Origin of the sequence: Adlercreutzia sp. ZJ154, from assembly GCF_011039055.1 — a bacterium.
Taxonomy (GTDB): domain Bacteria; phylum Actinomycetota; class Coriobacteriia; order Coriobacteriales; family Eggerthellaceae; genus Adlercreutzia_A.
The window spans coordinates 1-25,426 of record NZ_JAAKEF010000024.1; the positions used below are offsets into that span (position 1 = coordinate 1).

Genomic DNA, 25,426 nt, shown 5'->3' on the forward strand with positions numbered 1-25,426 from the left:
GGGCAGCACTTCTTGGTTGGTCTGCTAAATCTCTAAAAGACACACTTGCTATACCCTCAAGCATTCAGGTTAATAACACCTCATACACTGTTACGAACATCAGTACGAATATAGAAATGGGGGGGGGGGTTCTATGAATTTAGCTCTACAGAGCTAGACCCCCAAAATTCAAAAAATTTCCCAACAACTGCAACTAATACAAACAAAGATATAAGTGAAAATACGTCCGCAGCCACTAGTGTTGCAGATGCAGGCATTGCTAACCCATATATTGGTGAATATTACTCTGAAGCTGAAAAAGCACTCGGAGTAACGCAGATTACAATTCCTGATACGGTTGAACAAATTGACCTAGCCTTCTTCCAAATGCTGCCAAACCTTACATCCATTGATGTAGCAGCAAACAATACACACTACTCAAGCTACAACGGAGTGCTGCTAGATGCAGCCAAAACTAGCCTCCTCCTCATCCCAGAGGGCATGGAGGGCACCGCTGTGCTCCCTGACACACTGGCCGCTGTCCCTGCTTGTGTCTTTTCCCGATGCACCAAGCTTATGGCCATTTCTGTTGCAAATACAGGGAGCGCAGCTTCTAGTGCCTATGCCGCCCAAGATGGAATCTTATATACAAACGATCTATCCTCACTCATAGCTGCTCCTGCTGGCATTGGTGCTAGTGTGGCTTTGGCTCCTGAGTGCACCGCCATATCGCAAGGCGCGTTTTGGGGAAATGATAGCCTTAAAACAATAATTGCAAAAAGCAATATAGCAAGCATCGATATGGGGAAGATTTATAGCGAAGCTTCTGCCGATGCCCTAGACAAGGCTACCACCGAAGAAAAGCTGCAATTTGAATCTAGCCTCTACACATACAACGGCATCAAATATGTTTCAATTCCTGCTTTTATGCCGGAAACGGTGCAAGATGCCACTGTTGTAATAAATGTACCCGCCGAAAGCGCAGACCCGGCAGCCACAGCCGCCGCACCCGCCGAAAGCGCCACAGCACCCGCCGCATCGCCAAACGCAAAAGCCGCATGGCAAGCGGCTGGCTTTACCCACTTTGAAAATCCAGCCAAACCCGGCGACACCATAGTCCCAGAAAACGGCTTTGGCTATACATTTAAGCTAACAGATGCCTACACACTAGAGGTTTCTTGGACAGACACGTCCACCATTCCAAGCAACCTATCAATCCCAGATTTTGGCATTATCAAAGGCGTGCCCTACAAAGTTGCAAGCATAAAAAGTGCAGGCTTTGCCAACGCAAAAAACCTAGTCACTGTAAACATCCCGGCAAGTGTCAAAACAATTGGCGAAGGCGCATTCGAAAACTGCGAAAACCTAAAAACCGTCAACCTAACAAATAACGTGGAAGTTATAGAAGACTCAGCTTTTGCCAACACATCGCTTCTAAGTTTTGTGTGCCCTAAAAACTTAAAAACAATGGGAAAAGAAGCGCTTTGTGGCATTGACGGCGCAATAATTGTTATCCCGAAAGACGCGCGCGCAAAAATCGATCCGGAAGTTATAGCAAGCTCAACAAACACAGATATCTACATCCCTTATAGCGAAAAAGACCTATACATCATAAACACTGGTCTTCTAGCAAATAGAAACCACATTTATCCTTACGGCATTAAGTTTGCAGACGGAATTGAAGAGCTCGAAGTGGGGCAAAGTGTAAACCTTTTTGAAAACGGTGGAATCTTTGAAGTTCCGGGCGATATTAAGGTGACGTACACCTACAAAGCAAAATCCATCAGCATCGACACTAAAACAAACACGCTTACCGCCAAACAATCGGGCGCTTGGAGCGTGGATGTCGATATGGTGTTAGGCATACCCGAAGCTGTAGAAGACAACAGCATTGCCTACAAAGAAATAGAGCTGGCACCTGCAAGTTTTAATGCCAAAGAAAATGGCGAAACCGCCAAAGAAAACACTTCTAAAGTGCAAACCGCATCAACCGTGCAAAGAAACCTTCGAACACTTAGTGCAAGAATTGAAGGCTATAGCTACGCAAATGATGAACAGATAAATGTTACCGTGCCTGCAAATGTTTCATTTGGCGGACAAGATGGCATTGATATAACAGATACAACTCGTCCCATTCAGGCAGAAACCTACTTTAGCAACAACGGATGTGCTGTAGAGCTTGAGTCTATCGAATGCCAAGAATGTGCGAAAAACAGCATCTCGAGTGTGTTTGAAACGGCAAACGGAGCAAGTGTTGAAGGCGAAAAGCTCTTTAGCCTTATAAAAGATGGTGCGTCTGTTGATTTCGGGTACAACAAATACGAAAGCACAACTGGAAACGGAAACGTAAATGCAGCAACCGCTAACCTAGCTGCTTTCAGTCTTGGTACAGATGAATCAATCAACTGTCTATACAGGCTAAACCTAACAGATTTTTCAGGCTCTCTTGCAAATGTCGATGCACGAGTAAAACTAGCTCCCGATATAACGGATGGCTCAAACAAAAACCTTGTGCGTGTGGTCTATACGTTTAAGAAAGCAACACCTTAAAAGGCAAGCACCAATCAAACAAAGCAAATTATTACCCAGATTAAAAGGACTGTAGGAACAGTACTAAGAAACACACGCTTTCTTAGTGCCAAAAGCAAGGAAAGGCAAGGAAATGAAAACGACAGCACAGCAAAAATCACCTCAAGCTGCGCTATCACTTCCCTTAGAGGCAAGCTGTACGGCGCTGCCTTCTGCGGGATCTGACAGATGCACCACATTTAGGCATCCAAAGCTCAGAAAAGCCATATCTGCAACAATGGCTGTAGTGTTGGCTGCAACAATGTGTCCAGCCCTTGCGGCAACCACCAATGCAGCAGCGCCCGATGCAGCTTATGCAGCGGAAGGCGAAGGGGGCACCACAAGAGAAATCACTCAGATTAGTGTAACTGCTCCTTTTGAGGTGAACTTTGGTAGTGCTGAAAAACCTATTGACGTTGCTAATCAGCCAGCCACAATAGAAACTCAAAGCTACTTTAGAAATGGTGGAGACTTAGCTCTTAGCGTTAATCAAATTGAATGCGAAGCTGCCCCTTGGACAGATGCTGCAAATGCAGTTCTTACAAAAACATCGGGTGCTCCGTTAGAGAACGCAGATAAAGTCTTTAGCGTAAGACAAACTGCTAACACAACAGATGCTGCAAATAGTTTTGGATATGGGGACACTCTTGGGTCTGGAAGCATTACATCTACTATAGGTGTTAACAAGGGTGACTCTGTTGATGTTACATACAGCTTAAACCTTGGAAATACTGCCAAGATTAACCCTGCTGCTGCAAAGACAACAGACCGCCAAAGCCTTGGTAAGGTGAAGTTCACGTTTGGAATTTTTGCACCTAAGAGTAGTACTGAATTTGCTGGCATAACAGTTCCGGAGTTAAGCGATGAAAATCTTTGGAACTCTTTGGAGAAAAGATCGGAACTTACAAATGCTGGATTCTATTTAATATATGGCGGTTGTATTTATAATGCAGCAGACGTTAAAGCGCATGCACAAGACATATCTAAAAACGGAGAAGCATCGCTTTATTATGGAATGTATAGAGATATGATTAACAAAGATGTGTCGTGCATGAAAACAGATGGTTCTGTGCAGCGAAGAAATACATATAACGCTGGATATACATGCAAAGTATTTTGGAAAACATTTCTTTCAAATATGCCTCATACCGTAACAACGAATGGTGTAACTAGTTATTGGTATGATGTACGTATCATAGATATTCTACATGATGATAAGGTTGATGGTACCGGTAAGGCTGGACTGACTTTTCAATTCGTGGAAGCTATGGAGCCCTGTGATTTGCCTCCAAAGGATTTAGGGTATAAAGAATATAAACATGTGTGGGGATATCGATATAATGCTAAACCGACTTATGAAGGTGGGTGGACCAGAAGTGAATTGCGTTCAAGAATGAACCCAGCTCGTTTTATTAATGCTTATCATCCAATTGCAATTTCTGATGATTATACTCAGGATCCACAAATTGGCGGTTATAAATGGGACTTCACAACTGATGCAAACACAAATGGTAATAAACTAATAGATTTTACTTATTCAAACTCTAGCGCATATAGTATTTGGGATCGTGTTCCAAACAGTCTGCAAACACAGATAACCCCCGTATTAAAATCAACGGCTCTAGAAGCAGATTCAAGCACTAGTATAGTTGATTCCGAAAATTGCTTATTTATTGCGTCTTATGTGGAGTTATATGGCATGAATCGATCCACTAGTGAGTCGTTGCATTGGTTAAATAAAGAGGGTTTCCGATATGATTTCTATAGTAAAGCAGATTCATTAGGAATAGGTTTAAGTGTAAGTTTACCTAAGCCAACTACAGAGGGCTGTCATTATCATGAAGGTGATTGGAAAGATTTTGCTGACTACTATACTAGGTCTGTGTATAGTAACGGTTTTCCCATGCTGGTAACCTTTGCTGGAAGCACGATGCCTGAAAACATAAACGCAGTCTTCGGTAGATCTCTTGTCCCTTGCTTCTGCTTCTAAATAACTAACCACCTACCTGTTTTATTAATTCGCTGTATGCGGAGGCTCTTAGCAGCCTCCGCATACAAGCCGGTTTCACTTTTGTACCACTTAAAACTTAACTGTTTAGTGCGTTTTCTTAGCAGAGGCATCCTTTCTGCACGCTGGTGCTTTGCTCAGAAAACGCCCTAAATGAATGGCTGTATCTATCTACGGACAAAGAAGGCACAACATGAATGCCCATTTGAGAAAACTTACATTTAAGACAAAATCGAAAGTGCATATTGCATTTGCGCTTATGTGTGCTTGTGTGTGCGCTTTCGCTCTTTTATGTTTTGCGCCTTACAGCGCGTGGGCAGATGTGCCTTCAAACACTCTTTATTCTCAAAATGTATCTTTGGGGATATATCTAACAGACACCACAACATCTACTGACGCAGATGGAAACACTGTTACCAATAACTCGCCTTCCGTTGTAGTAACACCCGAGCCTTTAGTTGGCGCAACCACCGATTTAGGGATATATCTAACAGATTCCTCGAAAGATGGCGACTTTGAAAACAAGCCCGCAATAACAGGCACAGGCGACAACCGAAAGGCAGAAATTGCAACTGAGCTTGGCATATACCTAACAGATACATCTACCAACAGCGAAGGCAACACAAACACAAACACAAGCGCTGCGCCAACAACTGACACTAATATTGGCATAACGACAGACCTTGGCATATACCTAACCGACACATCCACCAAAACTGACGATGCTGGAAACAATGTTACAAACACAAATGCCACCCCTGTGGTTCCGCAAGCATCTGTCTCTACCGACCTTGGCATATATCTAACAGATACATCCACTGACAGCGCGGGCAACACCAACACCCAAACAGCGCCTGCACCAGATGCAACAAGCAAAGTGGAGGCAGCCACCGACCTTGGCATTTACCTAACAAATACAGACAACACCGCAAATAGCAATGGCGCAAATGTCGGTGTTGGCACAACCCTTAGCATGAAGATAAAAGATGCGCGCGAAAAGACTGTTTATACATTTAGCCTTAACAACAAAGAAGGTGCCTCTGTGCCCGATTCCGTTAGTGCAACTTGGGCAGACGAGGACAAGACGCAGGCAGATATTGAAAGATACGTTGCTGCATCTAAGGGAGAAGCGCTGCCTGCAATTGATGAGCCTGCCGTTATAGAAGATGCCTACCACGTACTTAATGGTTGGGATGTGGTGCACAATGGCGCGCCTGCCGGATTTATTCCCAAAGGTGAAGTTAACACCTTAGAAGTTGAGGCGGGAACGTATCAGTTTGTTGCAAACTGGGCAGGTCCCGGATATGTTGACTTCGACGCAGCAGAAGGCACGATAAGCGGCAGCTATGAAGGTGCAACTCTGGATGGCTCTAAGCTTGTTTATGCAGGAAAGCCGAATGCAACATTTAATGCGCGCACCAACTTCCCAACAGTTACTGCGCCTGATGAAAACAAAGTGCTTTCACACTGGGAAAAGCCAGATGGAAGCGTGGCTTCTGTAAGCGACATTACAAAAGTGGCATACTCAACTTCTCACACCACATTTAAGGCTGTGTGGAAGGAAAAGCAATCCGCCACCATTAAGTTTGATGCGCTGGGAGCTATACCTAATGCCGCATTTAATGACGTGGTTGGCAAAGTAGGGGATGCAATTAGTGCAATCTTCCCAACATCTGCCACACCAGAAAAGCAAGGCTACACATTTAACGGCTGGTACGAGGCTTTGCTAAATGACGACGGCACGCCGCAAAAAGACGCTAACGGAAATTATGTGTTGGTCGACGGCGACACAGCCATAACAGCTTTCCCGGCAGAGTTTGAAAAGCCTCTTACGATATACGTGGCTAAGTGGCAGGCAAATGCGTCCACTGTGGTTTTGCATGCAAATGGCGGCACGTTTGGTGCGGTAAGTGAAGGTACGCTAAGCGATGACAACCAAACGCTTACCTTAAACGGCAAACACGACGATGCCTTTACTTGCTCGGCAGAGCCAACGCGCACAAATTACAAGTTCACGGGCTGGTATACAGACCCAGAGTGTAGTCTTGCAGCTGCACTTCCGACTACATTTGTGCAAGGCGACACTCACCTATATGCCGGATGGGCTATAGATAATGCTAACCTTGTAAACATAAACTTCGATCTTAACTACGAAGACAAACCGGCTGGCACTTACAAAACGTATACTGGGCTTCCGGGGGATAGTACTACAGATTTTGTGTTCCCGAACAATAAAGACGATATAACGCGCCCGGGAAACAACACTACGCGCTTTGAGTTTGGTGGATGGAATACACAAGCTGATGGCTCAGGTGCCTATGTAACAGCGCTTCCAAGCGTATTCCCAGAACAAAGTGTTACATACTATGCCCAGTGGCTTGTAAAAGAAAGCTCTGTGGGTGGTGATGCTGAAGCTCGCGTTATCTTCGATTACAACGATGGCACAAACACTACAGATTCTGTAATAAATGCCACCGCGGGAGAAGAGGTAAGCACTTGCTTCACGAGCTTCCCAGCAGACCCTGCTCGTCAAGGCTACACATTTGTTGGTTGGGCTGACGCATTTGGAAATGTTTACAACGACATTTCTGGCATAACGGGCGAGAACCCCTACAAGCAAGCACTTCAAAAGGCGCTTGAGTCCAGCAAGCTAGCGGCGGGCGTTACAACTTATGTCGCCACGTGGGCACCAAATATCTACAAGATTCAATACGTACAAGATACCGGTGGCACTCAGGTTATGGCTACGCTTCCAGAAGATGGCAGCGCGGCGGGCAGCGCATACATATATGCAGATGCCTCTTCTGCAGAAATTGAGCTTTGGACACCATCATTTGGTGAAGGTGGCGCAAGCAAGCCTGAAGGATATGTGTTTGCTGGCTGGCATGTAGGCAAATGTGGCGAAAGCGCTTCTGCTCTAGAGTACAAAGACTACAACGCAGGCGATAAGACCGACCTAGCCGACCTTGTAAAACTTGCTGCTGCAGCAGATGGTAGGGCTGACATAGATGGGGCTACAAACACTAACGCAGGTTTAATTAAAGTAGTAGCTAGGTGGACACCTGTTTATAACGTGGCTGTTCCTATTGCGCCGACAGATAATATTCACCTTGAACTTATGACAGATGAATTTGAGTCCTCTGCTGCAAGTTATGCCATCGAGTCAAAGACTCCTTGCAAGATTGACCTTCACGCAACGTCTTCTGCAGAACTTAAAGAGGGCGCTTCGGGCACATACGTACTAGAAGATGTGCTTACGCGCGCAAAGAAGGAAGGCACGAAGGATCTTGTAGATTACTGGAATCTTCACACTTACGACTACGCGCTGCAGCACGATATATGGTTCAAGTTAAAGAAAACGTCTAGTGCGCCTGCAGAATCTGGCGCAGCAGAAAGGTCTTCTAATGAAGTTTTGCTGCCGCTAAGTAGCGGAGAGATATCTGTAGGAAGCGTGCCTGCAAATGAAAGCTTCAACTTCGATATGTCGCTTTGCTATAGCGCGTCGGGCTACTTCAAAGCAGAGCCTAATGAAGTTGAGCAAAGGATAGCAACTATTACATGGATTGCCGCTACATCAACAAGCGCTGATGGCACTGTTGGGGGCGGACAAGATAACACCAAAAGCTATCTGCTTACTTTCACAAGCTGAACATGAGAGCGCGAGTTAGGCATGAGCGCACAAGCTGAACATGAGCGCACGAGTTAAACACGAGCGCACAAGCACTTTGTAATTGGTTAGACGTAGGAAAACTTATAGCAACTAAAGGATGAACATGGCAGACAATAACAACAATCAGCAAAACCGTACAAGTCAGGCAACTTATGGCATAAAGCGCGAAGGGGATGGGGGCGCGCCTCATGCAAGACCTTCCGCTAAGTCAAGCGCAGGTCTAAATACCGCTAACAAAAAGCGCACCCTACTAATTGTTTTAGGCATTGTTTTAGTAGCCATAGTTATTTGGGTGCTTGTATGGATGTTTGCGTGCAATGGAAACGCGCTTTTTGACCCCAATGCGCAAACCGGTCAAGCGCCGTATAAAACTCAAGAGGAAATACAAGCCGAACTTGACCGCACAGTAGAAGAAGGCATGTTCAACATTTCTATTGCGAGTGTTATTGAGTTTGCAGATGGCACATCCTCTGGTACTGCGTATATCGAAAACGTGCCGGGCAACCGCTACAACATGCAGGTAACAATAACTGATGACAATACAGGCGATGTTATATACGAGTCAGGTGTTTTAGCGCCTAATCAATACATTGAAAACATCACCTTATCTAAAGATTTAGAACCCGGAACTTATAACGCAACTGCAACTTTTTCGGCACTAGACGCTACGACTTATGAGGAAGTGGGGCAGGCGGCAGCCAAGATTACGATCAATGTTGCCGGGTGATGCCGCTAGATTCGAGCGGGCGAAAGGCTACGTTCAGAAGCTTCGCAGTCTTCACTCTACCTTCCGCCTTCTCGAATCAATGGAAAGTTTGGTTTCATGCGCTTTTGGGCGCTGGACATATAAGGCTCGAAGGCTTTGTACAACGGGAAAAGTACAAGCAGAGTCAACGCGAAAGTAAGTAGCTTTCGCGGGTGCGGCTAACAGCTGCATCAAGCAAGCAAGGACGTTATGGCTTATTACATAAAGGAGGAAAAGCCATGAAAAAGACTAGTAAGGTATTGAGCGCAGTAGTACTGAGCGCCACTCTAGCACTGGGGTGCGCCATGCCGGCATTTGCCGTCGACTTCAATGATGATGGTCTTGGTGTCGCGAGTGGCAGTGTTGAGACGTCGACAATGAATAAAAGCAATACGAATGGTGAGACGAGCGTCTATATGAAGACTACGACCACTCAGATCGATGCGACAATCCCGCTTAACATCGTTACTGCGGCAGACATTGAGGGTGGTGTTCTTACCACTCCTTCTGAGTCTGCATATAAGATCTCGAACAACAATGTGAATGCTAATCTGTATGTGAAGGCAGTCAACAGCGTGCTTGAGAACGGCTGGACTGTGGCTGATAATTCATCATGGCCGACCACTGCCGAGGCTAAACTTACCAAACATGAAAATCCGAACTATGGCTCGATCATGCTTAGGATTACTGCTAAACAAGCCGTAGACGGTGCTGATGATACTGTTTATATAAATACAGCAGAGACTGTGAATTTTTCGAAGAAGCAGATTAGCGATAAATGGATCGTGCCTGCTGCTACTGCTGGTACGGAAGGGGCGGATGCTACTGCTGGTACGCTGCCGTTGAAACTCGAGGGTTATAGCTCCGAAATCACGAATCTGAAGGCTGACAACACCAGTCAGCAGAAAGTTGCTACCATTACCTATACGGTGACAGCAAATCCGAACGAGGCATAAGCCGAATAGCTTGAATTTGAGCGGCTGATTCTGAAGACCATATCTATAGGAAATTAATATGAAGATCGATAACCAGAACAAACCATATGGCTCTACCGATATGTCTTTTACGAACGATGGAAGCCCGGATGGTGGTTCGGTGCGTGGGTATGGCATGCGTGGTAGGGACAACCGATTCGTCTCTACCACGCCAGATCAGTTCGCACAGCAACTACAGGGTGTACGTCAGCAGCCTTCTCAGCATAAGAAAAAGCACTCAGCAGGTTTTTGGGTAGCAGTGGCTATCGCTATTTTGTGCGCACTCGCAGCATTGGTGATTGCGTTATCTATGTTTGGATCGGGGAAGGGTGCTCGTCAGGGCGATGCGGGTCAGCTTACAAACAAAACGCAAGAAGAAATACAAGCCGAACTTGACCGCACGGTTGAAGAAGGCATGTTCAACATCTCAGTTGCTTCTGTTGTTGAATTTGAAGATGGCACAAGTGAAGGCGAATTCAGAATAGAAAACGTACCGGGAAATCGCTATTTAATGCAGGTGGTGATTACACTTGATGATACAGGAGAAGAGGTTTACAGAACCGGCATTATCGAGCCTGATCACCATATACAAAAAGACACGCTTGATAAAGATTTAGATCCCGGCACATATGCTGCAACCGCTAAGTTTTTGGCGCTTGACCCAGAAACTGAAGAAGAGATAGGTCAGGCTGCCGCCAAGATATCGCTTGTAGTTCATAACTAAGAGCGAGCTATCAAAGAGGCAAGTTATTTTAGCTAAAGGTGGGATGAAAAAGTGGGGCTTCTGCAAACGCTATTGCAGATGAAGATAAAGGGAAAAGGGTTTTAGCCATGAAGAGCTTTCTTAAAAACATACTGCGCGTATTTGTAGCTTTGTGCATGTGTACATCACTTGTACCCGCCATAGCACTTGGCGCGCCAGCTGAAGGTGGCACGCCGGGCGCGTCGGATGCACACCCAACATTTACCCCTGAAACAAACGTAGATGAGGAAAGCTTAGGCGGCCTTGACGCAAGCGGTCAGGCTAAAACCAGCGTTTGGGTAAGCGTTGAATACAACTTCCAAATAACAGAGAATTCATCTTCTGTTACAAATCCAAAAGATACAGATGCTATTTGGGTTCGGGCGGAAGGCAGCGCATACACAAATCCTGCCGACTTTGAAGTTTGCTGGCACTATCAAATGGTGCAGCCTGCAGAAGACGGCGTAAACCCAGACGATTACAAAGGAGAAGTTACCTACTCATTTACAGACAGCCTTGTCGATGGCGCGTCAAGCAGAATAGCTTTCACAGAAGTTGAAGGGCAGACTGCTCAATTTAACGTCTATCCTTCCAAGGTTTTATCGGCAGGTTCACCTGATGGCGAATATGAGTTTTGGGCAACCGTAAAAGACAAAACAGGACTTGAAGCCGCTTTTGCAGATACGCACAAGATTGGTGTTGTGCTGGATACATCTGACAGCCTAGATTTAACAGATAACGCAGAGCTTTTGTGGAAAGACGGCGCAGCTGCCACAAAAGATAACTTTACATGGTGGGCATCTACAAAAGATACGGACGGGAAATCTGTTGCAAGTGTTATAAGCGGCGCTACTCTTAGTGGCACTACCTTAAACACAAAAGATGAAAGCGATAATGCTGTAGAGGCATTTGTTGAACATATCGCAGATGATAAGGCGGAACTTGTTGGCGCTTGGGGGCTTCGTCTGGCAGATTATCCAGCAGACACGCCAATTATTAGAACTGGAAAGTTCTATACAACACTAGATGCAACAGATGCGCTAAAAGCGGCTCTTGGGGATGCGTTTGATGCATCTGTAGCCACGGAGGACAAACTAAACGAGCTTACAGATGCCTTAAGCCTTTTGTGGTATGAACCAAAAGATACAGATGCAGGCACTACATTTACTGTAAGAGAACTTGGTGCAGGCGATTCTCTTTCCTTTTACAAAACTGATGGTGGCAAGATATTTGCAAGCTTTATGCTTGGAGGCGAAAGTGCCGATTTAGGAAGCTTTGCGCTTTGCCGCACGCTTCCGCCAGAGGCTCCCGAAAAAGATTCGTTTTCTATAACATCGGATGTGTATGTGCCCGAAAGCGGTCCAACTGGTGGACTGATTGACCCTTTGGGTGCATCTGTGCATGCAGAGGGAACTTATCCTACGTTTTCTCTGACTCCATCATCTGATGACTATTATGTAGGCGATATTCTTATAAGTGTTAAGGGCAAAAGTTACTCTTATGCGCAAAACAACAAAATTGATGGCGGCGAAAACGTACAGAAAATCGGCACGCTTGATGGAGACGAGTTCACGTTTTCTGCTCTTGCCCGCGAAAACTTTGGGTTCAGCGAAAGTGACAAAAGCCCCTTTAGCATTGGAATTACTGCGCAATTTGTGAAAAAAGACACAGGAGAGGACCCCGATTCTGGGCTGACCGAGCCAGAAGACCCAACCGAGCCGCCCTCGCCCGATAATCCTTTAGTTCCAAAGCGAGTAAGCGTTAATGTAAATGTTGGAAACACGCTTACAAGCCCAGATAATAAAACTTTAATTGAGCTATGGAGTGGGGACAAAACTAATACCGAAAACAAAGTGGCAGACCTTAAATCGGGCGCAAAGTACATAAACAACAGCCGTCCGGCAACAGATTCCAAATTCGATATCTCAAAGCCAATATCGCTTAAGTTTGCAAGCATTATTGAGGGAAGCCAAGTTGACTATGTGCTTGTCAAAACAAAGGATAAAGAGGGCAACCTTGTAGGGCACGAAATTCTAAATAGCGAAGGTGAACCTGTCTTAGATGCTGCGGGAAACCCTGTTGTGGGGCTTAAATACACGCCGGATAAAGACGGTTGGGTAAGCATAAACAACTTTTATGACGATGTTGAAATAGATGTTTTATTTAAGGCGGGTACAGTTGCGCCGCCTGTGCCAACTGATGTGAAGCACAACGTATCAATAGATGTTGATCCTTGCATAAAAAGTGCAAAGATAGGCGAGACGGACGGGTTTTCTGCAAGTGTTTCAGATGGGGATAGCCCCGTTGTTACCGTGGTTCCAAACGCAGGTTACAGGGTAGCGTCTGCAAACATTTCTAGCGACTTAAAAGGGGACGGCGCATGGACACTTACAGGGGACAAAACCTTTGATGCAGAAGGCGTTGTTAGCTTTAGCCTTCCCTCTGTAAAGTATGATACGCGACTAAAGTTTATTCTTGCGCCTATAGAAGAAGGTGGCGACACCGTTAAAATTGAAACTCCGGGACCTACAAAGCCGGGGGATGGTCCAAAAGTTCCGGGCACTAATGGCGATGGCGGAAACGGAACAAGTAGTGTTGTTGTGCAAGGTCAAGACCCAACACGTCCGGGAAGCACAATAGTGCATGCCGGAGATGAAGTAACGCTAGATATTGTTCCGACTACGCCAGATAGCGATGGCTTTGAAAACAAAATTGAAGATATTGTCGTCGGGGATGATGTAATATTCCATGTCCCTGATGGGGTAATAGTTGGTGGAGATGGCTTTAATGCAGGCGACTATATAGTAGTGCCTGACGGTTGGACTTGCAGTCCGACTCCCGGAAGTGAAGACGATAAAGGTATATACACATTCACTAAAGAAGACGGCAAAGTTATCGTACTTGACACAACAAATAAGGACGGAAACTATAAGCTGACATACGAAAATATCAGCGAAGAAGATATAGAAAATGGACTAGTTCATGTTGGCGCTACTAAGACTACCCAGTTTGAAGTCGATGTTGTAACCGGGGCTAACACTGGAAGCGCAACTGATGGCGGAACATATTCTGTAAAAAGTGGTGACGGTAAAGCAGAGGACAAAGTTATTACAATTACGCCTTTTGCAGGTTATGACTTAGACTTCGTTTACCTTGATGGCGAAACAGATACACGCTGGGATCAAATTGAAGCGTTTGATACAAAGACAAGGAACGCGCTTTCGCAAAGAAGTACGTTTTCTCAAAGATCGTCTGTGATGGCTTTAAGTAGAGATATCGGTGCGCTTCCTGCAGAAGAAGCAGCAGATGCCAAGGCGGCGAGTGCAACTTACTATGAATACACTATTCCCGGCACTTACTATACAAGCAAGCCTAAAGTAGATGTAAGAATTGGCTTTAAGACGCTAGGTGGTGCTACTCCACCTCCTTCAAGTGGTGGAGATGATGGAGATAGCGAACAAAATCCCACTCAGCCTGAAGCAGGAACCTACACTCTAACTGCGCTAGTTGCAGGTACAGGGCACGGAAAAGTGCTAGAAAACTCGACTCAGGTTGTAAAGAGGGGTTCTAGCTTTACTTTCCATTTTGTTCCTGAAACTTCTGCTTATAGAGTTGTGTCCATAAAACTGGATAATCTACCTTCTGTATCGTATACATCAACCTCTTATACGTTTACAAATGTTGATAGGGATCACACGCTAGTAGTTGAGTTTGGACCCGTTGCATACTCTGGGGATAATTCGAGTACGGCGCGCGCCATAAGGCATCTTCAGCGCCTTGCTCAAACTGGAGATATTCAAGCTCCTATAGTGCTTGGGCTTTTAACAGTTGCTTTTGCATCTGCAGGTGTTGCTATCATTGTTAGCAGTCGTGCGACCTGCAGAAGGAAAGAGCGCAAGCACTAACAGGCGCTGCAAAAGAGGCATAAACGCTAACTGTCGAGTAGCAAAATGGAGCGCAAGCACTACCGATGTAGCCGCAAAACCTCTAGCTTGAAAGTCGTAATTCGCATGCCCGAATTATGACTTTCAGGTGCGTTCTTGGGTGTCTTTTCGTGCAAAATCGGGCAATTCCCAACTGCAATTTCGTACAAAAGCCCGCACCTCCCAAACGCAGTCATGACACCAACAATCGGCAAACGACCGCGGCGCGTGCTTAGCGGAGAAAAAAGTCAGAAAAATGGTCAAAACTTCCGACTTTCCACTGTGAAAAGCACAAAATAGCGCCTATAGATGCATCGCTAAATGCTGTTTGCCCAGTGTTCTCCACAATTCAAGGTAGCTATGTGGCAATCCGACCATGGAAAGTCGGAAGTTTTGACCATTTTTAAGAAAAAAGTTCACTCATGGATCTGATTGCGTGCAAACTGCTCTGATGTGCTGTGAAATTACTTGCTAAGCCCATTAAGTGTTTGCCACCTAAACTTTGCAGCTTCTGCGGGTCGTCTGCTCCGACTGCATTCGATGCTTTCTAGCAAGTCAGTCGCCCGCACCGACTCAATGCTCTCTATGCGCTTACTTCTTCGGATTGGTCGGTTTGCGCTTGCGCGGGAACTAAATCGTTGCGCAGATTAAACACGGCATTTACAAGTTCGTGCATATGCTCGGTATTTCTGTCGTTGAAGTATGAGTTAGTCATAACGCATAGCAGGTAGTCGCGCCCGTTTAGAGTTACTATCCCGTTTTCCGAAATGGACGACACGCTTTTACTGCTGCCGGGGTACCATCCAGCTTTGCTGCGCACCAGTACCAGTTCTTCGTCGGCTTCGGTTATGCTGTTGTCGCCCCCTACGGTTTCCATGACTACTTTACTAGCGTTGCTGCTATTACTGGCTTCGTCACCGTTGGCAGAATTGCCCGAATTGTTTGCATCAGTAACCGCTTCGTTGCCACTAGATTCGCTAGTTCCAACTTCAACAAGCTGTTCAACGTTGTAGTACTGACCGTGCTCATTTACGTGGTTGTTTGCTTCTGCTTCAGCTGCTTTTTCGGCTTCGGTTAGGTTGCCGGTTATCGCAGTACGCATAAACGATGTTTCGGTTGATGAATACAAATCGTTTAGCAGCTGGGCACCGTCGGTATTGGTGCCGAGATAGTTGTATGTAACGCTCCAAAGACGGGCGGCATCGCGCGCGGTGTAGTGCGGGTACCATTCATCATATGCCATGCCGCTGTCGGCACCAATTGACGACAGCCATGAAGATAAATTCTCATCCTTAAAGCTGGACCGCAGCGCGCCAAAAGACCCATTGTCTGAATATATTATGGTGTCGCTTATCATATTTTTAAGCGTATCTTTGCCCGAAAACGAGAAATGCCCGCTCTTAGATGTTGTGCCGTCGCGCATTGAGGATGTCAGCTTAAATTCGCCGGTGTCTACTTTATTCATAAGCAAGTAGGCGCAGAATGGACCTTTGAACGAACTGGCTCCGTAAATTTTTTCGTCAATATTGCGTGCGAAGCCGCGCCCCGACCCTATGTCCATCAGGATATATCCAACAGAAATGTCGTTTTCGTTGTAATACGCCAGTACGTTGTTTAGGGCAGCTTCGTTTTCGCTGGTCAGCGTGGGTGCATCGCCGCTGGTTAGCGTAAAGCCAAAAGTGGTTTCTTTGTCGGTTGGTTGAATGTTGGAGAAGTCGGTCGGAGAAAGTGGCTCGTATTTGGGCTGGGCTTCAAGCGCTTCTTCCAAGGTTTGTGACGTTTGCTCTTCAGTTGCCGCTGGGTCTGGCTCGGGCTGCGCTGGCGCAGCTGCCCATGGATGCCACACGAAAAGTACAGCCGCTATTACCACTACGGCTCCTACGGTGTATTTGTTGATGTAATTCAGCAGCTGCTGCCAACCGCGCTTTCCGCCTAGAGAACTGGCGAAAGATCCGGGAAGCATGTTCTTCTGAATCATATCTGCGCTGCTGATTTTTCCTCTGCGCTGCGAATTACTGCGTTTGGCACCATTGCTACGTGTGGTTCTAGGGGCTTTTTTTGGAGCTTTTTTTGGGCGAGATGCCGAAGCTGATGCGGAAGATGATCTAGTTCGCTTGTAATTGTTTTCTTTGCGGGGGACGTTTCGATTGCTGGATGTTTGCTTTCTCGAATTACTGCGCGAAGACGCAGACCTTACGCGATTTGTGCGTGTGCGCGTAACGCTGCTGGCGGAGTGCTGCCTATTCCTGTTTCCTTGCCCAGAATTGCGACGATCGGGGGATTGCCGTGGTTTTCTTGAATTGGCAGGACGGCGCCTCCGGTTGTTATTAGGTGCTCGATCCATAAAAAAGAGATTATCATTTTGCAGCGCATCTTGTAAATCTTTATGAATTAGATGCATGCCAAAAAACATGATGGCAGTCAACTAATAGCAGTACACCGTAGGGTAGGAATGGCAAAAAGTAGCGGTATTGTATTCCTAGTACGCCGGCTGTGTCGGCAGGTGTGTATTGCATCCATAAAGCAAGGTATACAAGCAGAGCGGTAGTTACTAACACTATCCATACGGCGCACCAGAATACTATTAGTTTGTTGTCGTTTAACACTGGCGAATTTGCGTTGCCGGTTTGCGGTTCATTTGGCTTTTGCGCCTGCGGGTTTTGCGGTGCGTTGTCTGCGGAATTTTTAAGCGCAACTTTCTTTACTATGCAGGCGATAATTGCAGCAGCGCCTAGTAGAATCCCTATCCAGAATACAAAAACTCCTTCGCGCCCAAAAATATAACTTCCTTGCACATTCACTATGCTGTATGCAATTTGCGATATTGCGTCTGGCAGGTTGTAAAAGAGGCTAGAAGTGCGCTCTTGAACCGCGTCGAAGGGAACCATTGCGGGGCTAGTTGAAAACCATGAATTCGTGCGCACCCATGCAAGATCGATAAGTACTGCAGCCACGAATGCCGCAAACACTATCCATGAGCCTTTTACTTTGCGGTGCATGAACGGAACAATAAGCGCCAACACAAAAAGCGGCGCGTATGCAAATTTGGCAATGGCAAGCAGGAATCCTACGCTGGCAAGCGCTGTAACATATCGCGTGGATGGTCGCAGCAACACGCAGCGATATAGCAGAGCTGCAAATAGGATACTCAAAGCAAGGGCGAGTGAATCGGCTGATATAGCAAACGAACTTGGGAACCACATTCCGGGAAACACGATAACTAAGAACAGCGCCAGTCTGTATCGCGGGATTATCATGATGGCGGCGGTGCAGCATACTGTCCAAAATAGAAGCATGAAAATTTCTGCCAAGTAGTATTGAACAACAGCGGGAAGCCCTAGTGCGCTGCCAAGTCCGAAGCCAAGAAGTTGTGGAATATAGGCAACAGGACTGTATACGGCAGTGTTGTTGAACGGCACTTCCGATGTGTCGGAGGTGTTGGAATTGGTTGTGCCGGTGGTGCTAGCTGTATTAGTGGTGTCGGTGGTGCTAGCGGTGCCGGTGGCGCTACTAGCAAGGCTAGCTGGGTCAACTACTCCTGTGTCGTGGTTGTTGTAGTTGTCTATGGAAAGCTGCACTATGTCATTAGATACGCGACCGCCCACGTTTTCTTCGGCAATGCAATGGTATAGCGAAGTAGAGCTTACGGGGTGCGCTACAACATCGCCGTTCAAGATGGCAGATATGCGATAGGTGTGCGTCCATACATCTGGTGCGTGACCCACATCTAGCGCTGCTATGCCAAAAGCGCCCAAAAGCGCAAAAATCGCAGCACACAGAAGTGCGGCTATCTTTGGCTTCGTTTCGAAGAAGCCATTGAAGGAAAACCGCGATTGCCGAGCTTGGCTTTTGTTTTTGTTGCGCTGTTTCATTGAAGCAATAGTACCAGATGCTTACATACGTGTTGTTGGCGGCTGCGTGCGGTTTGAAAGGTTGTACCTGCGCTACAATTGCTTAAATCATTCTTGATTCGACCACCGCAATTGAAAGGCAATTCAAATGGCTATAAAAGCACCCGAGGGTACGCGCGATCTTCTTCCTGACGAAGCGCTATTTTGGGAGCAATTCAAACGCAGCGCAACAGATGTGTTTGGGCGCTGCGGCTATGTGCTAATAGATACGCCCATAATGGAACAGACCGAGCTTTTTGTGCGCGGCATAGGTCAGGCTACCGATGTGGTCAGCAAAGAAATGTTCACAGCCATTTCGGGCGAGAATTTGAAGACGCTGCTTGATGGCGGCACCATAAAGGCAAAAAGTCGGTTGTCGCTTCGCCCAGAGGGCACGGCGGGAGTTGTGCGTGCGGTTGTTCAGCACGACTTGGTACCGCAGGGTGCGCCGCCTGTGAAGTTGATGTATGCGGGACCTATGTTTCGCGCAGAACGTCCGCAAAAAGGCAGGCAGCGCCAGTTCAATCAGATAGGAATTGAGTGCTTGGGTGCAAACGATTCAGCGGTCGATGCCGAGGCAATAGTTATGTGCATGCGGTTTTTTGCCGAAGTGGGTATTCCGGCTGACAATATGCGGTTGTTGCTAAATTCCATGGGCTGTGAAAAGTGTCGTCCAACTTATCGTGAAATGGTGCGCGAATATATGGAACAGCACTCAGATGAATTATGCGATACGTGCATGACGCGCGCCGAAGTAAATCCGCTTCGTGCGTTTGATTGCAAAAACGAGGCGTGCGCGACTGTTATGGAAAACGCTCCGAAAATAACCGATCACTTATGCGATGAATGCCGGGAACATTATGCGCAGGTAAAAGACTTGCTGGATAGCGCGGGTGTGCAGTATGTAGAAGATGCGTCTCTTGTGCGCGGGCTCGACTATTACACGCGCACGGTGTTTGAAGTGCAAGTGATAGATGGCATGGGAAGCCAAAATGCTATAGGTGGCGGCGGGCGCTACGACAAGTTGGCTGAAGAAGTGGGCGGGCGCGCAACGCCCGGCTTCGGGTTTGCGCTTGGCTACGAGCGCTGCGTGTTGGCGCTTCAGGCGGCTGGCATGGAATTTCCCGCTGCGCAACATTGTGATTTGTTTGTGGCGTGTGTAGATAGTTCGGCGCGCGCAGCGGCATTTGCGCTTTCGCAAGCATGCCGAGACAGCGGCTTTGCTTGCCAGATGGATTATCAACAGCGCAGCTTAAAGAGTCAGTTTAAGTTGGCAGACAAGCTTTGCGCGCGTTTTGTGGCTGTGCTTGGACCCGACGAATTAGCCGCAGGTGTTGCGAACTTGCGCGATATGCACACGCATGAAGAACAGCAGGTAATTCTGTCAGAGATACCGGGTAAATTATCGGTATAACTGGCGTACAATATGAAGGTTTCAATTTTCTTTATACAGGAGAGATGGCATGGTCGACTATTTAAATGACTTTAGTATGCATACTGCTACATGTGGACAACTTCGCGCTAGCGATGTAGATCGCGAGGTGACGCTTACCGGATGGGCGTGGCATAACCGCGACCACGGTGGTCTTATTTTTATCGATTTGCGCGACCGCAGCGGATATGCTCAGGTGGTAGTCGATCCGGATTGCGTTAGTGCAGACGATTTTGCTTGTGCCGAACATATAGGACGCGAATACGTGCTGCGCGTGGTTGGTAAGGTTCGCAAACGTGCGCCCGAGGCTGTTAATCCGAATATGGCTACTGGTGAAATAGAAGTGCTAGCTAGTGAACTTGAGGTGCTAAACACCAGTGTAACCCCACCATTTTCTATTGAAGATGGAATAGAAACCGACGAGACAACACGTATGAAGTGGCGCTATTTAGACCTGCGTCGTCCTGAAATGTATGCAAACATAGAGCTGCGGCACCGTGTAATGCAAGCCATGCGCCGCGCGCTAGACGAGCGCGGCTTTATAGAAGTTGAAACTCCAATTCTGGCTAATTCTACGCCAGAGGGTGCGCGCGACTACATTGTGCCTAGTCGTCCGAACCCCGGTAAATTCTATGCGCTGCCGCAAAGCCCGCAGCAATTCAAGCAGATGCTTATGGCGGGCGGCATAGAGCGCTATTTCCAGATAGCTCGTTGTTTCCGCGATGAAGATTTGCGCGCCGATCGTCAGCCTGAATTTACGCAGGTAGACATAGAGATGTCGTTTGTTACAGAAGACGACGTTATGACCATGATGGAAGGCGTGCTGCACGAAGTATTTGCTGCTGTAGGGCTAGATTTGCAGGTGCCGCTTCAGCGTATGCCCTACGCCGAGGCAATGGCGCGCTATGGAAACGATCGCCCCGACGTGCGTTTTGGCATGGAACTGCACGACATAACCGACATTGTGCGCGATTCGAGCTTCAAAGTGTTTAGCAGCGTGGCGCAAAACGGCGGCATTGTGAAGTGCATCAACGCCAAAGGTGCGGGCGACTGGAGCCGTGGCGATGTAGAGAAACTTGCATCTATTGCCGAAGCGAACGGCGCAAAGGGTATGGCTTGGATTGCTTTCACCACCGCAGGCGAGGAAAAAAGCCCCATTATTAAATTCTTTAGCGACGAAGAATTTGCAGCGTTGAAAGCCGAAATGGATGTGCAGCCGGGCGATTTGCTGTTGTTTGCAGCCGACACTCCCGATGTTGCAAATGCTGTTTTGTCGGCGCTGCGCTTGCATATGGCTGATGCGTTGAACATACCGCGCGAAGGTCATTCGCTTTTATGGGTGGTCGATTTCCCAATGTTCCGCTACGACGAAGACGAGAAGAAATATGCTGCTGAGCATCATCCGTTCAGCAAAATTGTGAACGAAGATATGGATCGCATGGAAAGCGATACGTTAGATGTGAAAAGCTATGCATACGATGTTGTTATGGATGGCTACGAAATGGGCGGCGGCTCTATTCGTATTCATAATGCCGAAGAGCAGCGCCGCGTGCTGCGTGTGCTTGGCTTAACCGACGAGCAGATAGATGAAAAATTTGGACACCTGATTCATGCGCTAGAACTGGGCTGTCCGCCTCATGGTGGTATTGCGCTTGGGCTTGACCGTTTGGTTATGCTGCTGGCGGGCAAAGATTCTATTCGCGACGTTATTGCGTTCCCGAAGACAAGCAGCGCAAGTGATCCAATGACTGGCGCGCCAAATGAAGTAACCGGACGTCAACTTAAAGAAGCTAACCTACGTTTGCTGTAGGTTAGCTTGTGGCTAATTACTCTCCGAGTTGGAATCGTTGCCTATTAGCCCATTTAGTAGGGCTGATACTATGCTTATTATGATGGATGCAAGGAATGCCCAGCCAAAGTCGCTGATGTAGAAGCCTACTTGGAATATGCCGTTTGCTAGCCATGCGGCAATGTATAGCAGAAACGTGTTTACTATAATGTAAAAAAGCCCCAGCGTAAGTACCGTTACTGGCAAGCTAAGAATTTGCAGAATCGGTTTTATGCTCATATTTATAAGCGACAGGAATAATGCAAATATGGCTATGGCTATCCAAGAGCTATCGTTGCTTAGAATAGTTATTCCGGGCACTACCCAAACTGCTACACCTACAGCTATAGCTGTTATCAACCAGCGCATTATAAAGTTCATAATACTCCCTACAGGTCAAGCTCACAAAGTTTGCCGAATGCTAGTGCGTATATCTTCCATGCTGTTTTTAGTTGCTGAATGCTTATTCCTTCGTCGGGACCATGCATGCTACCCACCCAATCTGGGTTTTCTATCCAAGGCATCTCTACTCCGAAACTTGCGCCGCGCTTAAATTCGCGCGCGTATGTGCCGCCACCAATGGTGAACGGCTTACGATCTTCACCAGTTATAGTGTTGAAAGCTTCGCTGAGCGCCTGTATTTCAGGGCTGTTTGGATCGGTTAGGAAAGGCGGCAACAGCATAGTGTTTTCCACTGTAGCACCTATGGGTTCGAATACTTTGCGTAGTTGAGCTAGCAGCTTATCGCCATCGGTTGAAGTGGGGAAGCGACTGTCTAGTGTTTGTATGAAGCGGTTGTTGTCCATTTTGATGGTGCCGCCAACAACGGTTAGCGGACCAAAGTAGTCGTCATGCGTAGCAATGCCAACGCCGCTACCATCTGTATGGTCTAATAATTTTTTGTCGGTTTCCAAAAATTCGCGTTCAACTTCGTTGCATAGATTATTTTCTAGCAGATAATTCACCAGCATAGCTATAGCGCTTTTGCCCGATTCCGGCGTGCTGGCGTGCGCGCTTTTGCCCTGCGCGTGTATGCGTGCGCAAGTGTCATTTTCGCATGTTACGGTTATGCCATCTGATGCAGGCAGTTCGTCGGCATTTGCGTGTACCAGCGCTATGGCTTCGCCCGGTACTGCATTAGTAGCTGCACCGCCTGTGAACTCTGCGATAACACCATCGGTTATTGGCTTGCTTGTTATGTTTGCGTTGAAGCCACCCTTTTCGCCGTAGCATACCGGGAATTCTGCATCTGGCGTAAATAAAAACTCAGGGTCGGTGTATGTTTTGCGGTAATGCTCTACATCCATCAGATCGGTTTCTTCATTTGCACCAAAAATGAATCGGAAGGTATAAGGCAACTGTTTGCCCTGATCTTTCCAGAATTTCAAGGCGTACAGACACACCATAAGCGGACCTTTGTCATCTAGTGTACCGCGACCTATAAGGTATCCATCCTTCTCGGTTACATTGTACGGCGGGAAATGCCAACCCGGTCCATCGGGCACTACGTCTACATGACCGATTATGCCCAACTGCGTTTCGTGTGCGCCGGGAAGCTCGGCGAAGCCGGCGTAGCCCTCCACATCGGTAGTGGCAAAGCCCATACGCTTGGCAATAGATAGCGCTTCGGTTAGTGCGGCGCGCGGTCCGGGACCAAACGGCGCGCCTGTTTCAGCTTTGTCTAAATCTTCAACACTGGGAATTTTTACCAGACTAGTTATGTCGGCAAGGCACGCATCCCAATTTTCTTCAATGTAGGCATCTATCTTGGTGTGGAAGTCGCTATCTATGATTTTCATGTGCTTCCCTTTCAGGAGTTGAATGATTACAACCATATTAACATCGGAAAGCTGCAAAGTTTGCCATTTGACAAACGACATTTCCTGCAGCGCTTTATGCGTGTTTCGAATATCATATAAGTGTATAGTCATTCATTGGTCTGCGGGGAAGTACTTGATATCGAAATCTGACATCAAGATGTATCGTATTGGTAAACCTATAGTATTTTCGGGCTATGTGCGAATTAATACAGCGCCCCAAGAGTGCACTTCAAAAGTGATGCTGCATTTCTGTAGAAAGGTATGCGAGTTTGCTCGCATACCTTATCTGAAAAACGAGGCATCCATGTTAGCGCGTGTTCTTCCATAAATTGCTTATAAGCCGCACACGCGCATCCTCCGGGGAAATCTGCTTGGGAATTTTCGCTAGACTTTTCGTTTGCATCTTGCGTGTCTTCTGCAGTGCAAAGCAGGGCTAGATACTCAAGAAGTTCAAGTTCGCTAGCAATATGATCTAGCGGCTCGTTTGTGCCTTCGGGTTGACCAAGCCCGCATGCTTTGCAAAACCGCTCCACATCCATAGAATGCGGATTCACAAACAAAAGCCCTTGTACACCGTCGTCTTTTGCCCGCCAGATTCCTTCATATGGAGACACTATTACAGGCAAACCTATAAACATGCGTGTTGCTTCAACTCTTAGCGTATGCAGAAAAACCTCTGCATCGTTTTCAATTATGTTTTCGTATTGCCAATTTAGATTAAGCGCATCGGTAATCTCTAATGCAGCATCTCTCCACTGTTTACTAGTAACAGCTTCTGCAAGTTCTATATTAGGGTAGCGAAAACTAATTGATAAAAGTTCACATATAGTTGCGCGAACTTGCCATGCGTCATGAGTTGTTAGCATTAATGCCTCCTGTTGTAGATGCATGTGTATCGGTTTTCCAAAGATGACGGGCAACATTTATGTTTATCACTATATGTACGAACAAACATGCCATAAACACTTTTGCGGATATCGCATGCAGCGGGTCCCAAAAGTAGTATCCATCTGCATATAGACCAAATGTTAACAACACTGTGCCTGAAACCATAATTCCCGACACCGCGCACACAATAAGAGATGCGGCTATTAAGACATTGAGTACAAGCCTGCCAATTTTGGCGCTGCTAGATAAAGATTGTTTATTAGCTATGCCATGCTTTGCGCAGTGAACGATAAGTGCAAGCGTTGCAAATATGCCTATCCATTCATGCAGAGGAATGCCTGTTATTACAGGAAAGGCAGACACAAGATACAAGATAAGCAAAACCACATCAACTATAACTGTTCGTTTAGTCATTTGATGCCTCCTTATCTTCTCTTCCTCTGGAAAACAGGCGCACTATAACAACAAGAGACACGACTAGCACAACCGGCATTAGTATCCATATGTTAAGAGACGCATCGCTTGCTTGGTGATATCGCGTATAAAGCGTATCTAGCGCATGACACTCAACAGACGTACAACTTGCTTCTGGGCAAGCCATCTCGTGTATGCCATCTGGTGCGGGTACATCATCAAAGCCATGACATACACCAGATGCGCATCCTGTAACAGGACAAGGTGAAGTTGCGCTTATAGGTTGGATGGATGTCTTCGGCTCGGCTACAAAGCCTACGCCTAAAATAACGGCCCCGAACACAATCATTACCAAAACGGTGAGGATAGACTTTTTCATTTTATTACTCACCTCAAATAATAAGTTTCTAATTTATATCCCGGCTGCCCTAGAGGGGTAGGCAGCCGGGATGACAGGAGAGAGAAAGTTGTCAGTTATATAGTGCCTATTCAGTCTTATCTTTTAAGGGCAGATACTTCACACCTAAAAGGAATATAAGAATTGC

16 protein-coding genes are annotated in these 25,426 nt (G+C 46.8%); 9 read left to right on the top strand and 7 right to left on the bottom strand.

All coding sequences use genetic code 11. The features are described 5' to 3' along the window. Positions 1 to 366: 366 nt before the first annotated feature. From G7Y37_RS08350 to G7Y37_RS08380, 7 genes are all read left to right on the top strand, one after another. A complete protein-coding gene (locus G7Y37_RS08350; protein WP_165063013.1) occupies positions 367 to 2,529 on the top strand; it encodes a leucine-rich repeat domain-containing protein in 2,163 nt (720 codons plus the stop codon). A 112-nt stretch (positions 2,530 to 2,641) separates the two neighbouring features. Beyond that, positions 2,642 to 4,537, top strand: a complete 1,896-nt coding sequence (locus tag G7Y37_RS08355) for a hypothetical protein (protein ID WP_165063014.1) — start codon at positions 2,642 to 2,644, stop codon at positions 4,535 to 4,537. A 211-nt stretch (positions 4,538 to 4,748) separates the two neighbouring features. Then, the gene (locus G7Y37_RS08360; RefSeq protein WP_165063015.1) at positions 4,749 to 8,204 is read left to right on the top strand and encodes an InlB B-repeat-containing protein; all 3,456 of its coding nucleotides are present in this window, start codon (positions 4,749 to 4,751) and stop codon (positions 8,202 to 8,204) included. 124 nt (positions 8,205 to 8,328) lie between these two features. After that, the gene (locus G7Y37_RS08365; protein WP_165063016.1) at positions 8,329 to 8,952 is read left to right on the top strand and encodes a flagellar protein FliS; all 624 of its coding nucleotides are present in this window, start codon (positions 8,329 to 8,331) and stop codon (positions 8,950 to 8,952) included. 257 nt (positions 8,953 to 9,209) lie between these two features. Beyond that, on the top strand, positions 9,210 to 9,926 hold the full coding sequence (locus G7Y37_RS08370) for a hypothetical protein (protein ID WP_165063017.1): 717 nt from the start codon (positions 9,210 to 9,212) through the stop codon (positions 9,924 to 9,926). Between the two features lie 58 nt (positions 9,927 to 9,984). After that, positions 9,985 to 10,668 carry a hypothetical protein gene (locus G7Y37_RS08375; RefSeq protein WP_165063018.1) on the top strand — a complete coding sequence of 228 codons (684 nt, stop codon included), beginning with the start codon at positions 9,985 to 9,987 and terminating at the stop codon, positions 10,666 to 10,668. A 107-nt stretch (positions 10,669 to 10,775) separates the two neighbouring features. Further along, on the top strand, positions 10,776 to 14,591 hold the full coding sequence (locus G7Y37_RS08380; RefSeq protein ID WP_165063019.1) for a hypothetical protein: 3,816 nt from the start codon (positions 10,776 to 10,778) through the stop codon (positions 14,589 to 14,591). Between the two features lie 601 nt (positions 14,592 to 15,192). Here the strand turns inward: G7Y37_RS08380 and G7Y37_RS08385 are convergent. Beyond that, the gene (locus tag G7Y37_RS08385) at positions 15,193 to 16,587 is read right to left on the bottom strand and encodes a serine hydrolase (RefSeq protein ID WP_165063020.1); all 1,395 of its coding nucleotides are present in this window, start codon (positions 16,585 to 16,587) and stop codon (positions 15,193 to 15,195) included. A 406-nt stretch (positions 16,588 to 16,993) separates the two neighbouring features. Beyond that, the gene (locus tag G7Y37_RS08390; protein ID WP_165063021.1) at positions 16,994 to 18,481 is read right to left on the bottom strand and encodes a DUF2142 domain-containing protein; all 1,488 of its coding nucleotides are present in this window, start codon (positions 18,479 to 18,481) and stop codon (positions 16,994 to 16,996) included. 127 nt (positions 18,482 to 18,608) lie between these two features. Here G7Y37_RS08390 and hisS point away from each other — a divergent pair, with 127 nt between their 5' ends. Together hisS and aspS are read left to right on the top strand one after the other, a co-directional pair. After that, positions 18,609 to 19,913 carry a histidine--tRNA ligase gene (hisS, locus tag G7Y37_RS08395; RefSeq protein ID WP_165063022.1) on the top strand — a complete coding sequence of 435 codons (1,305 nt, stop codon included), beginning with the start codon at positions 18,609 to 18,611 and terminating at the stop codon, positions 19,911 to 19,913. Between the two features lie 49 nt (positions 19,914 to 19,962). Beyond that, a complete protein-coding gene (aspS, locus tag G7Y37_RS08400) occupies positions 19,963 to 21,741 on the top strand; it encodes an aspartate--tRNA ligase (RefSeq protein WP_165063023.1) in 1,779 nt (592 codons plus the stop codon). A gap of 12 nt (positions 21,742 to 21,753) precedes the next feature. Here the strand turns inward: aspS and G7Y37_RS08405 are convergent, their stop codons facing one another. From G7Y37_RS08405 to G7Y37_RS08425, 5 genes are all read right to left on the bottom strand, one after another. Further along, on the bottom strand, positions 21,754 to 22,140 hold the full coding sequence (locus G7Y37_RS08405) for a phage holin family protein (RefSeq protein WP_165063024.1): 387 nt from the start codon (positions 22,138 to 22,140) through the stop codon (positions 21,754 to 21,756). An 8-nt stretch (positions 22,141 to 22,148) separates the two neighbouring features. Further along, on the bottom strand, positions 22,149 to 23,558 hold the full coding sequence (locus G7Y37_RS08410; protein ID WP_165063025.1) for a Sapep family Mn(2+)-dependent dipeptidase: 1,410 nt from the start codon (positions 23,556 to 23,558) through the stop codon (positions 22,149 to 22,151). A 224-nt stretch (positions 23,559 to 23,782) separates the two neighbouring features. After that, positions 23,783 to 24,445, bottom strand: a complete 663-nt coding sequence (locus G7Y37_RS08415; RefSeq protein WP_165063026.1) for a molecular chaperone — start codon at positions 24,443 to 24,445, stop codon at positions 23,783 to 23,785. Next, positions 24,429 to 24,881, bottom strand: coding sequence for a DUF4405 domain-containing protein (locus tag G7Y37_RS08420; RefSeq protein ID WP_165063027.1), 453 nt, complete (start codon positions 24,879 to 24,881; stop codon positions 24,429 to 24,431). Before G7Y37_RS08420 ends, G7Y37_RS08415 begins: the two co-directional genes overlap by 17 nt. Continuing rightward, positions 24,874 to 25,260, bottom strand: a complete 387-nt coding sequence (locus G7Y37_RS08425; RefSeq protein WP_165063028.1) for a hypothetical protein — start codon at positions 25,258 to 25,260, stop codon at positions 24,874 to 24,876. Before G7Y37_RS08425 ends, G7Y37_RS08420 begins: the two co-directional genes overlap by 8 nt. Positions 25,261 to 25,426: the final 166 nt, after the last annotated feature.